This is a genomic window from Candidatus Melainabacteria bacterium RIFOXYA2_FULL_32_9 (assembly GCA_001784615.1).
Taxonomy (GTDB): Bacteria; Cyanobacteriota; Vampirovibrionia; order Gastranaerophilales; family UBA9579; genus UBA9579.
Map to the genome: position 1 here is coordinate 1 of MFRQ01000040.1, position 12,495 is coordinate 12,495.

Annotated in this window: 13 protein-coding genes; 3 read left to right on the top strand and 10 right to left on the bottom strand. The window is 32.0% G+C overall.

Annotated elements, in window-relative coordinates:
* Nucleotides 1–173: 173 nt before the first annotated feature.
* From A2255_05795 to A2255_05830, 8 genes are all read right to left on the bottom strand, one after another.
* A complete protein-coding gene (locus A2255_05795; GenBank protein OGI22040.1) occupies nucleotides 174–1,085 on the bottom strand; it encodes an ATP synthase F1 subunit gamma in 912 nt (303 codons plus the stop codon).
* A gap of 9 nt (nucleotides 1,086–1,094) precedes the next feature.
* Nucleotides 1,095–2,624 (bottom strand): F0F1 ATP synthase subunit alpha, encoded by a 1,530-nt coding sequence (locus tag A2255_05800; protein ID OGI22041.1) that lies wholly within the window; start codon nucleotides 2,622–2,624, stop codon nucleotides 1,095–1,097.
* A 12-nt stretch (nucleotides 2,625–2,636) separates the two neighbouring features.
* Nucleotides 2,637–3,188: an ATP synthase F1 subunit delta gene (locus A2255_05805; GenBank protein OGI22042.1), complete on the bottom strand. Its 552-nt coding sequence runs from the start codon at nucleotides 3,186–3,188 to the stop codon at nucleotides 2,637–2,639.
* 10 nt (nucleotides 3,189–3,198) lie between these two features.
* The gene (locus tag A2255_05810; GenBank protein ID OGI22043.1) at nucleotides 3,199–3,750 is read right to left on the bottom strand and encodes a hypothetical protein; all 552 of its coding nucleotides are present in this window, start codon (nucleotides 3,748–3,750) and stop codon (nucleotides 3,199–3,201) included.
* A gap of 6 nt (nucleotides 3,751–3,756) precedes the next feature.
* Nucleotides 3,757–4,233 (bottom strand): hypothetical protein, encoded by a 477-nt coding sequence (locus tag A2255_05815; GenBank protein OGI22044.1) that lies wholly within the window; start codon nucleotides 4,231–4,233, stop codon nucleotides 3,757–3,759.
* Between the two features lie 17 nt (nucleotides 4,234–4,250).
* Nucleotides 4,251–4,490, bottom strand: coding sequence for an ATP synthase F0 subunit C (locus A2255_05820; GenBank protein ID OGI22045.1), 240 nt, complete (start codon nucleotides 4,488–4,490; stop codon nucleotides 4,251–4,253).
* Nucleotides 4,491–4,525: 35 nt separating this feature from the next.
* The gene (locus A2255_05825; GenBank protein ID OGI22046.1) at nucleotides 4,526–5,245 is read right to left on the bottom strand and encodes an ATP synthase F0 subunit A; all 720 of its coding nucleotides are present in this window, start codon (nucleotides 5,243–5,245) and stop codon (nucleotides 4,526–4,528) included.
* A 316-nt stretch (nucleotides 5,246–5,561) separates the two neighbouring features.
* Complete coding sequence (locus A2255_05830) at nucleotides 5,562–7,112, bottom strand: hypothetical protein (GenBank protein OGI22047.1); 1,551 nt, start codon at nucleotides 7,110–7,112, stop codon at nucleotides 5,562–5,564.
* Nucleotides 7,113–7,214: 102 nt separating this feature from the next.
* On the opposite strand from A2255_05830, the gene A2255_05835 reads away from it, so the two are divergent.
* From A2255_05835 to A2255_05845, 3 genes are all read left to right on the top strand, one after another.
* A complete protein-coding gene (locus tag A2255_05835; GenBank protein OGI22048.1) occupies nucleotides 7,215–8,909 on the top strand; it encodes a hypothetical protein in 1,695 nt (564 codons plus the stop codon).
* The gene (locus A2255_05840; protein ID OGI22049.1) at nucleotides 8,902–9,321 is read left to right on the top strand and encodes a hypothetical protein; all 420 of its coding nucleotides are present in this window, start codon (nucleotides 8,902–8,904) and stop codon (nucleotides 9,319–9,321) included. The genes A2255_05835 and A2255_05840 overlap by 8 nt, the downstream gene beginning before the upstream one ends.
* A 147-nt stretch (nucleotides 9,322–9,468) precedes the next feature.
* Nucleotides 9,469–10,131: a signal peptidase I gene (locus tag A2255_05845; GenBank protein ID OGI22050.1), complete on the top strand. Its 663-nt coding sequence runs from the start codon at nucleotides 9,469–9,471 to the stop codon at nucleotides 10,129–10,131.
* 240 nt (nucleotides 10,132–10,371) lie between these two features.
* Here the strand turns inward: A2255_05845 and A2255_05850 are convergent, their stop codons facing one another.
* Together A2255_05850 and A2255_05855 are read right to left on the bottom strand one after the other, a co-directional pair.
* On the bottom strand, nucleotides 10,372–11,133 hold the full coding sequence (locus A2255_05850; GenBank protein ID OGI22051.1) for a hypothetical protein: 762 nt from the start codon (nucleotides 11,131–11,133) through the stop codon (nucleotides 10,372–10,374).
* On the bottom strand, nucleotides 11,120–12,211 hold the full coding sequence (locus A2255_05855) for a hypothetical protein (protein ID OGI22052.1): 1,092 nt from the start codon (nucleotides 12,209–12,211) through the stop codon (nucleotides 11,120–11,122). The genes A2255_05850 and A2255_05855 overlap by 14 nt, the downstream gene beginning before the upstream one ends.
* Nucleotides 12,212–12,495 lie beyond the last annotated feature (284 nt).

Below are 12,495 nucleotides of genomic sequence, written 5' to 3' on the forward strand. Positions count from 1 at the left end.
TAATAACATCACTTATTTAAGTCATCAATCATTCCAACGAGGACTTAATTATGTGCATTAGCACCAGTGACGGAATTAATATACTTTATTGAAAATAGTATAAGGAGTTTAAAAGCAGCATCCTTAATTAAGGATGCTGTATAAATTTATAAAGACTATTATTCAATAATTATCTATAAAGCTTCAGCGCCGCTTACTACTTCCAGAATTTCCTGTGTAATCGCTGCTTGCCTTGCTTTATTATATACAATTGTTAAATGCCGAATCATATCACCAGCATTGGTGGTAGCAGAGGCCATAGCCGACATCCTTGCAGCAAGTTCGCTTGCGGAAGCCTCAATTAATGCCTGATAAATTCTATTTGTTACATAAAGAGGAACTATTTTTTGTAAAACAGCTTCAGGACTTGGTTCAAAAATCATCTCAGAACGAATTCTTGTTTCTTCTTCATTTAAAGACTCAACAGGAATTAATACAGGTAAAAGCTGCCACAACTGAACCTCAAATGACAACATCGATTTAAAATGAGTGGTTATAATCTCAATCCTGTCAATATCTCCTTTTATATAGTATTCAGATAAGTCTTCAGCTATTACATTAGCTTCACCTATTGTTGGAACAGCAGGCATTCTCACATACGTTTCTGTGATGTCAACATGAGCTCTTTTTAATGCACTTACACCTTTTAAACCAACTACAAAAAATTTAGTATTTATTCCATCTTTCTCTAACTCTTTAGCTCTGGCAACAGCTTTTCTCACAACATTAGCATTATAAGCACCTGCTAGTCCTCTATCAGAACTTACAATTAATAAACCCACCGACTTTAATTCTCTTCGGCTTAATAAAGCAGGATAATTGTCCAAAGCCTTACTAGATTGAACATTGCCACTTTGAACATCAGGATTAGTTGCCAGAAGCCTTTGAAAGGATTTTACCAATTCATTTGAGAACGGTCTTGATGCCTTTACCTTGCTTTCTGCTCTTCTAACCTTAGCAGCAGCTACCATTCGCATTGCTTGAGTTATTTTTTGAGTATTCTGGATACTCTTTATTCGTCTTTTTATATCTCTTAAACTAGGCATAATCTATTCCTAAGCTGCTACTGTTGTAAATACAGAATCTCTAAATCTTACTAGAGTCTTATAGAGCATCTCTTGCTCTTCATCAGATGGTTTTTTACCAACATTTAGTTTAGTTTCCACGTCATGCAAGTTTGCAGTCAAATATTTAAACCATTCTGTTTTAAACTCAGATATTTTATCACTATCAATCGTATCAAGTATACCTTTATCAGCAGCAAAAAGTATCGTATACTCTTGAGCAACCGATAATGGACTATATTGAGGCTGTTTAAGTAACTCAATTAATTTTTGGCCTCTTCTTAATTGTTCCTGAGTGGATTTATCAAGATCACTCGCAAATTGAGCAAATGCTTCTAACTCCCTAAACTGTGCGAGGTCAAGTCTTAATCTTCCAGCAACAGACTTAACTGCAGCAGTTTGAGCAGCCCCACCTACCCTTGAAACTGAAATACCAGCATTAATAGCAGGTCTTATACCAGCATTAAATAAATCTGTTTCAAGGAAAATTTGGCCATCTGTAATACTGATTACGTTTGTAGGAATATAAGCACTAACATCGCCAGCCTGAGTTTCAATAATTGGAAGAGCAGTTAAACTACCACCACCTAATTTATCGGATAATTTAGCCGACCTTTCCAATAATCTTGAATGGAGATAGAAAACATCTCCTGGATAAGCTTCTCTACCAGGCGGTCTTCTGAGTAATAAACTCATGGTTCTATATGCCCAGGCATGTCTTGTTAGATCATCATAAATTATCAAAACATGTTTACCTTGCTCCATGAATTCTTCTCCAATAGAAGCTCCTGCAAATGGCGCAATATATTGAAGAGGAGCAGTTTCATTAGCAGAAGCTGCAACTATGATAGTATAATCCATAGCTCCATTTTCTTCTAAGACTTTTGCTATTTGTGCAATAGAACTAGTTTTTTGTCCAATTGCAACATATATACAAATAACATCATAATTCTTCTGGTTAATAATTGTATCTATTGCAATAGCTGTCTTACCTGTCTGTCTATCACCAATAATTAATTCCCTTTGGCCTCTTCCTATAGGAGTTAAAGCATCAATTGAAGTAAGACCTGTTTGTAATGGTTGGTAAACTGATCTTCTCTCAACTATACCAGGAGCAACTCTTTCTACTGCTCTGGTTTTAGTTGTATTAATTGGTCCTTTTCCATCCAAAGGTTCCCCGATAGGATTTATAATTCTTCCGATTAAAGCTTCACCAACAGGAACAGAAGCAATTTTTCCTGTTGTTTTAGCTATCATTCCTTCTTTAATATATTTATATTCACCAAGTACAACAGCACCAACACTATCTTCATCAAGGTTAAGTACTAAGCCAAGTGTTCCATGACCATCTTGAAACTCAATTAGCTCACTCGCCATTACCTTCCTTAGGCCATAGATTCTTGCAATACCATCACCAACCTCAATAACAGTACCTACATCAGAAATTTCAAGTATACTTTCATACTGTTCAATCTTACTTCTAATTATTGAGCTTATTTCATCAGGTCTAATGCTAGTCATATATTTATACCTCTATATTAGCTGCTTTTTCATATTCTCTAATTTTGTTTTTATACTACCATCTATGATTTTATCACCAATTTTTATCACCATACCTGCAATTATGTCGGGATTGATTCTTGTTTCAAGCTTAATACTACAACTTAAAGCCTTTTCAAGTTTGTCTTTAACTCTATTTTTTGTGTCATCATCAATATCAATTGCTGTAATAATCTTAGCTACAGTAATATTTCTTTTTTTACTCAGAATATCATTATAATGACTTACTAAATAAGGAAACAAGAATATTCTATTTCGATCCAGTAATAGTTTTGTTAGGCTTAGAGCATAATCAGTCACTGCATCTTTGAATATTTTATTAATAACATCCTTTTTGTCATCAGCAGTAATGGTTGGATGCTCCAAAAATTTAAGCAATTCAGGATTTGACTTAAATGTATTATTAATCTTTGATAAATCATCTCCAAGTATATCAAGCTGATTTGTTTTTTCACCAAGATCAATCATGGCAATTGCATATCTATCAGCTATTGTTGATAATCCTATATTATTTCCTTTAGTCATACAGCAAAAACTATACCTTTAAATTCTCTAAGTTATCTATAAATTCATCAATATATTTTTTATGCAGTTTTTCATCAACTGCTTGCTTAATATGCTCTTCAGCTATATAAAAAGCAGCTTTTGAAATATCCTGCATAACGTCATTAGAAGCTACTGCACTTTCAGCTTGTAACATCCTTTGTGCTTTATTTCGCATTTCATCGGATTCAATATCAGCTTCCTTATGAATACGCTTGGATAAGCTAGAAGCAATCTCCTTTGCTTCTTTAGTTATAATTTGAACTTCTACATCAGACTTTGCTACCTGTTTTTTAGTCGATACAAGTTCTGCTTCAGCATTAACTTTTTCCGTTTCTGAAATCTTAATTTTTTGAATTATTGTATTTCTTTTTACTGATATTGCAGAGAAAACTTGTGTTTTTCTTGCTAACCATACAAGAAAAACAATTACCAAGACAAAGTTTAGAACATTTGAGTGGAAAAGAACTTCCAGCGGATCTCCGATAGGTTCAGCGCTAACTTCGCCTTGCGCTAGTACTAAATATAAATTATCTAAAATCATCGTAAATTACCTGTTCAATGCTTTATCTATCATTTCCTCTGTTAAACCTGCTGATAAAGGAACTTCTTCACCTAATACTTTAGCAGAAATCGAGTGAGCAAGAGATATAATTTGAGGTTTTAAAGCTTCTCTTGCATTATTTTTGTCATTTAAGATACTTTCTCTTCCGATCTGAACTTGATTATTCACCTCATTCATGGTGTCTCCAATGACTTGAGATTTATCTTTATTTGCAGATGAAGTAGAGTCAAAAACAATATTATTAGCTTTTATTCTAGCCTGTGTAATCGTGTTTTCATAATCTTTAACTATATTGCCAGATTCTTCGCGTGTTATTCTGGCCTTTTCTAAATTATCATTAATATAATTATTACGATCCTGCCTAATTTCAGTCATAGGAGCATAAAAAATCTTCTGCATTATGACCATGAATGCAAGAAAGCTTATGATAACTACTATTAGTGTACCATCTATCTCTAACATCTTTTAATCCTAAATTATTAGGCTAATACTTGTGTTGCAAGAAGAATAAGTGCTATTACCAATGCATAAATAGCAAGAGCTTCCATAAGGCCAAGACCAATAAATAAGAATGGCTTGATTTTATTTTCTGCTTCTGGCTGACGAGTCACAGAATCCATATAAGAAGCAACAGCTAAACCCATACCGATTCCAGGACCAATAGCTCCAAGTCCAACAGCGATACCCATAGCTAATATAGCAGCAGTTTTTGGATCCATAATAAATTTACCTCCTAATATACTCAATTATTTCTTTAATGATCATGTTCAGCTAACACAGCACCAATATATGATGCTGACAATATTGTAAAGATAAATGCCTGTAAGAAGGCTACAAATAACTCAAATAACATTACAGGAATAGGAGCAAGTAATGGTACAAATGCTAGAGCTATTAAAATAATAACCTCTCCAGCCAAAATATTTCCAAAAAGTCGTAATGACAATGTGAGTGGCCTTGTAAGATCTTCCAACATGTTAATTGGTAGCAAGAACCAGAATGGTTCAAGATAATGTTTAAAGTATCTCAAACCTTTTTTAGATATTCCTGCTATAAAATAATATGCAGATACTATAAGAGCAAGTCCAACAGTAACATTTAAATCATTGGTTGGAGAAGCAAATTCACCTTGTTGCAGGTGATAAATTCTCCAGGGCAATTGTCCTAGTAGATTACCAACAAGAATAAACAAGAATAATGAAGCTATAAGCGCTACATGCTTACATCCTTCTTTACCCATCTGATCAATGGAAATTCCTTCTACAAATTCCATTACCATTTCGGCAAATGATTGAAGTCCATCTGGAATTCTATTGAGATTTCTGGTAATTACGAGAGCCAATAATATAAGTAATATCATAGAAATCCAGGTGGTTACAAGAGTATCCATATGTACTTCTAATGGACCCAAATGGGATATCCAGTGCTCTCCAAACTCTATTTGTGCCAATTTCCAGCCTCTTCTATTGTCCAGCTCAAATTAATTATATTGTTATAATCATATATTCATATAGTATAAAGACTTTTAGAAAAATGTAAATACTGATTTTTGCCTAAAATAATATCATCTATTACTTACGTATGTTTAAAAATAAAATTAAAATTTAGAAATTATCATTTAGAATAACGCTTATATACGCTCCACATTCCAGTTATTACTCCTAGTATAGTAAACACTATAGTCCATACCGGAATATTTGAATTAAGTTTCTTATCCAAATAATAGCCAGCAAAAAAACCTAGAAAAATTGGAATTAACAGAGTAAATGCAATATCAAACATTTATACCTCTACATCTTAAATACTTTACCAACTCCACATCGCCTTGGATCAGAAGCTGCATCGAGATTTCCATCACCAAATAATTTTACGCACTGAATACCGCCAAAATACATATCTATATCAGGAAATCTAACTACTTCCCATTCAGGAGGAATTTCAGATTCATCAAAATCTCTACCTGCTTCAAGAGCAAATTTATTATCTTCCCAGTGAATTCTTGGTGCGCTAAGTGCTTCTTTTAATGACATATTCAAATTATTTATATTAATTATTATTTGCATCAAAGAAGTAGCGATTCTGGATGCACCAGGAGTACCCAAAACTAACATATCTTTCTTAAGATCATTATATATAATTGTAGGGCTCATGCTACTAACAAGTCTTTCTCCCGGATCAAGAGCATGAAAACCAAGAGGATTAAGCTCCAATTCCCCAAGAACATTATCCATTAATATTCCTGTTTCTGGAATTGCAACTCCAGATCCATACCCAATACTCATAGTAATACTACAAGCATTCCCAAGATCATCTACACAGGATACATGAGTAGTGCTTGGACTTGGTAAAATATTTTTATACTTTTCAAGAATATAATTATCTTCTGCTAATTTAAAATATTCCTTAAAGTCTTTTCTTCCTTCTTCTATACAAGAATATCTGTCTGTTAGTGCCGTGTGTATGATCTTTCCTAATTTTGAAACTATAACTGGATTATATTCTGTAACATTCAGCCTTGATATTACCTTTAACATTTGAATTAGGGTTAATCCGCCAACAGATGGAGGAGGATTAGTATAGATTTTATATTTGCCATACTCAGTAAATATAGGTTTTCTAATTATGACATCATAATTAGAAAGATCTTCAAGTGTAAGAATGCCCCCACCTGATTGCACTTCATTTACAATTTTCTCTCCAATTTCTCCTTTATACACAATATCTGAGCCATACTGTGCTATTAAATTAAGGGTGTTGGCCAAATCAGGATTTTTATATAAAAATCCTTCTTTTGGAATTTCACCATCCGGAGTTGATAATAACTTTTTTGAATATTCAGTAAACCAATGTAAAGGACCCGCCGAAATAGCCAAATATCTTGCCATAGGTGAATTCATTGGAACACCGGTTATTGCATTAGCTATAGCTGGCTGTAATACTTCCTTTAATGGTAAAAGTCCGTATTGTTTAGAAATATATTCAAGCCCTTTTAAAGTACCGGGAACCCCAATTGAAGAATGTCCTGATATAACCTGAATTCCTGTCCCATACGGTAAGTCTACTATTCTTGCATTCTTGCCAAATAACCCTTTATTTAATCCCTTACCCGGCATGCAATCAAAAAAATCAATTATCTTAACTTCATCATTAGCTGATTTAACAGCTGCAAAACCACCTCCGCCAATACTACACATAAGAGGATTAGATATCATTAACTCAAAAGCAGCACATATTGCTGCATCAAAAGCATTTCCACCTGATTCAATAACTTTACCAGCTGCTTCAGTTGCCCAACCTGTGCAACTAGCCACTGCTATTCTTTTTGGTTTTTCTTTAATCATCTTTAATTAACTCAAATTTTATGAAGATATTCCCAAAGTTAACTCTTTACTTATATAATATATATGTAACATCATTTATATTATTATATTGGATAAATAAATTTGGATCAGGAAAATAAATTAGATTTAACGGAAGTTCTAAATAATACTAGTGAAATTGCCTTATTTGTATTCAATGAAGAAGGCAATGTTAACAGTGCAAACAAAGCTGCTCTTGATATTCTGGATATTAAATCCGATAAAGAATTAAAATCATTAAATATCCAAAATATTTTTGACTTCAGAATAAGTGAAATTAAAAATGAACTTGTTGAATCCGGTGAAATATCTAAAGAAATAAATATTATCACCAAAAATAAGACATTTATACCTACAAAAACCGTTTTCTCAAAGACAGCTAATAAAGTTACAGCTATTTCAACCATACTTTCTGAGGCACTTTCACAAGAAAGTAGCATAAAAAAACTAATTCAATCTTTAGATAAAGTATCAAAGATTTTAAATTCAAATCTTGAACTTGATGATACCCTTGAACTTATTCTAAATGACTTAAGATCGATCATAAATTATGATAAAGCAGTAATAATGTTTCTTGAAGGAGACAGTCTAAACTTAAAAGCCTCAAGAAATTTAATTGATAGTATTAAGCAATACGAAAGAAGCTTACCTGGCGGTAGTTCCCTGTTAAACAAATTAATAAAATCCAATAAAGCTAATACTGATACTATTACTGATATCTCATTAAATTCTGCAATTATGGATCTAATGAAAGGGTTAGGTTTAAAGCTAAATCTACCTTTTTCTTACATTGCATCCCCGTTAACTATCAGAGAAACTTTATTTGGAATAATCGTGCTTATTAAAGAGCAAGAGAATTTCTTTTCAAATGCAGATCTAAAAATAGCCGAAACATTTACAAGTTCAGCTGCCTATTCGGTTAAAGACGCTGAATTAAGTAATGTGTTTAAAATGCAACTTAAAATATTAAAAGAAAATGTTATCGAAAGGACAAAAGCTCTAGAGGTCATTAAAGAGCAAAATCTTAAAATACTTGAAGCTGATAAGTTAAAAAATGAGTTCATCGCTAATATTTCTCATGAACTCAGAACCCCTCTCAATGCCATAATAGGTTTTTCAGAAGCATTAAAACTTAAAATCTTTGGTTCTCTTAATGAAAAACAAGAAGAATATATCGATGACATACATACAAGTGGTATACATCTTCTTGGCATGATTAATGATTTACTTGATTTATCCAAAATTGAAGCAAAAGAAATGCAGATTTATAAAAAACAATTCACCGTATATCCTGCTGTTTGTGAGGTTCTTAATGTAATAAGAGCTATTGTAGATAAGAAAAAAATAACTATCGAAATATTGTGCAAAAATAAAAGTGTGGAAATATATGCCGATTATAGGAAATTTCAACAAGTTTTATATAATCTTCTAAGTAACGCAGCAAAATTTTCACCAGAACGAGATAAAATCGAGATTGGAATCGATAAGATTGACAATAATCTAAGAATTTATGTAAAGGATAATGGAATTGGTATTGATCCCAAATATCACGAAAAAATATTCCATAAATTTCAACAGGTAGATAACTCTTATGCAAGAAGACAAGGCAGTACAGGGCTTGGTCTTACAATTACAAAAGAACTTGTAGAAATGCACAGTGGGAAAATATGGGTGGAAAGTGAGCCTGAAAAAGGAGCAACTTTTTATTTTACTCTTCCAATTATAGAATTAGATGGGCAAGATAATAAAAATAAAGCAGAAAATCTCATAAATGAATAAAAAAGGTACTATATTAATAACTGAAGATAATACAGCTAATATGAAACTTATTAGAGATGTTCTCGTATTTTATGGATATGAGATTATTGAAGCATATGACGGCAATACAGCTCTTGAGAAAATCAAAGAGTACAAAGACAAAATAGATCTTATTTTAATGGATCTTCAGCTTCCTGATATAGATGGTCTTGAGATCATTAAAATTGTAAAATCTGATGATTCTACAAAAAATCTTCCAATATTCGTTATTTCTGCTTATGTTCAAGAAATTGATATTAAAAAAGCTCTAAAGGCTGGATGTAACAACTATATTACAAAACCAATTAGCCTTGAAGACTTTATGGGAAAGATTAATGCATTTTTTATGCATTGTATAACAAACAAAAATAATGCTTCTGACAATACTAAATAAAAATATTGTTTAAACTATGTTTTTAATATACTAGTCTTATGAAAAAATATTCAAATTGAGCAATAATATAAAATGAGATAAATTAAAAAATTAAATTGATATTCATAGTTTTTTGTAAATAGATATTCTAAGAGAAAATTAAAAATAATGACTGAAGAAAATAAAAACATTACAGAAAGTGAACAAGAAGGCATATCAAAATATAGAAAAGCCTGGAATTTTACCAGAGAAATCCTGGAAACAGTAATAGTAGTTCTTGTTCTAGTAATTTTAATAAGAAATTTCCTTGGAGAGCCAAGATGGATTCCTACAGCTTCAATGAAACCAACGCTTATTGAAGGTGACAGATTAATTATTGAAAAAGTTAGCACACGCTTCTCAAAACCACAAAGAGGAGATATCATTGTATTTTATCCTCCTTTTGAAAAACTTGATCAATCTCCCTGGTCTAAATTTACCAGATTAGTAGGATATTTTAATTCTGATACGGCATATATTAAAAGAATTATAGGCGTCCCGGGAGACATGATAAATATTAAAGATGGAGAAGGAGTCTATATAAATGGAAAACCTCTTAATGAGTCATATAAAAGAGAATTTTCCAGAATAGGCTGTTCACCGGGCATGTATTGTGAATCGGTTAAAGTTCCTAAAGGCAATTATTTTATGATGGGTGATAATAGGAGCAACAGCCAGGATAGCAGATTCTGGGGATTTTTACCTGAAGATAGAATTATAGGAAAAGCATATTTCAGATTCTGGCCTATTAATCGTGTTGGATTAATTGAACATCCAAAATATAATCAATAATTAGCTGCTTTGCTTTTATACATAATATATGGGTTTTGAGGATTTAGTTTCAGCAAAAATTTTTTAAATTCGTCCTGATAAGGTAAAAGCGAAAGCCTTGCAGGGCAAGCTTGGCTTGGCCGAAAAGGCTGTAGACTAGATATGATAAAAAGCTTATTACAAAATACATATATTATTGTCAGGACTCACCCTTCGGGCTTGGTAAAAAATTTTGCTATTTATGCCGCTAATAAAAGTGAACTAAAGCAAACTTAAATACTTATGTACCTGAGGTATTACCCTTACATCGGTCAACTTTTTAAGTAAAGCTTCTTGAATTTCCATTACTTTTACAGGTTCTGGAATAAGTGCTTTATCTTTTGAAAACACAGGCTGGAGAATCACAGGGATCTTTTTGCCTAAACCAGATATTAAACTAATTATTTGAGAAACCTCTTCTGGCTTAATTTTGCTTGTAACGACAACTTTTGCAAATATTTCTTTGTTATTTTTCTGCGCTATATTTATAAATTCTCTGTGCTTATCCCATGGAGCAGTTTTTCCATAAGATGATTCAAGCTTAAAGTCCATAGAAATAATATCAATATTTTTAATTACTTTTATCAACTCTTCAGAAAGTGTGCCATTTGTTTCAAGATAAATTTTTAGATTATTATTTGCTTTTATTTCTTGAATTTCAGATAGAAAATTGTTTATAAATTCACTATTAAGAAGGGGTTCTCCTCCTGTTAAGCTCAAACTATGATGGTGAAAATAATTTAGTCTATCAATCTCATGTATCAATTGTTCAACTGTAACAGGATTTTTTACCTGTTTAAATGAACCCGACCCGGGACAAACCTCAATTTTGCAATATTCCTCAGGAGAAAATGCTGTATCACAGTAAGCACAATTTAAATTACAAAGAGCAAATCTAATAAAAAGCTGCCTATAACCTATATATGGTCCCTCTCCTTGAATTGATGAAAAAATTTCAATAATATTTGTCTCATTCTTTGTCATAAATAATATTTTCTCTTGGATTAAACTTTCTTATTCTTGCGAGTTCCTGAAATAATTGAATTTCTTTATCAGTTAAATTCTTAGGAATCTCTATTCTGACGGTAACAAGTTGATCTCCTCTTTTATTTGTTTTTGAATCAAGAATTCCTTGTCCTACAAGCCTAAATTTTTGACCTGACTGAGTTTCAGAAGGGATTTTCATATTAACAAATCCATCAACGGCAGGTACCTGAATTTCTGTACCTAAAGCTGCTTCAGTAACTGTAATTGGAATTTCACAAAGCACATTAATATTATCAAAAGTAAATATTGAATGTTTTTGTATATGTACTATTAAGAAAAGATCGCCATTTTCTCCACCATTACGACCTTTATTTCCTTCATTTGCAATCTTAATTTTAGAGCCTTCTTTAACATTAGCTGGAATTTTTACACTCATTTTCTTGTGAGTAGAAATTTCCCCATTTCCTCCACAAACAATACATGGATTATTATTAACATATCTTTTACCTTTACACTGGCCGCATGTATCTGTATGTAAAATATTTATTTTTCTTACAGTGCCATTATGCGCCTCTACAATGGATATACTAATATCTGCTGTAATATCATCCCCACGTTTTGGAAGGTCTTTAGGTTGTTCAGCTTGTTTTTCAGTTTTAACTGTAGTATCAGTATCTTTAACCTTAGTAAAAATACCGTTTAATATATCTGAAAATACACTATTAAAGGTTTTCTTCTCTGTTTGTTGCTTAAAATCTGCTTTTAAATTTTCTTCATCTTTTTGTTCAGAATAAGCGGCTTTTGCTTGTTTTTTTGCTTGCTCAGTATCAGCCTTTTTAGCTGGCTCTTTGTATCCCTTTAAAATATCATATTGTCTTCGCTTACTAACATTTATCAAAAATGAGTAAGCTTCTCCAATTTCTTTAAATTTGGATTCAGATAGCTTATTTCCCGGATTTACATCAGGATGGTATTTTCTGGCAAGAGCTCTGTATGCTGCTTTAATTTCCTTTTCAGTAGCATTGGGATTAACTCCTAAAATCTGATAATAATCTTTATTTTTGAAGTTTTCCACTCATGCCTCCAACTCATTAAAAGCGGTTAAAAATATGCAAAACCTGTGTTATTTAGGCTAATACCCCTTATTATTTTACTTGGCTATGATCGTTTATCCAATAGTACTAAAATATGATGTTTTTATTTAACACGACTACGAAGAATATATAATACTCAAACATTTCTTGCCCAAAATTACTAACCCCAATTTATTTATTTGGGTAACTCGAATTGCTTGTATGTTAAATAAAGAAAAATAAAATCAGTAAATTAAGTAAAATATTCAAGTTGGTGGGAATAAGG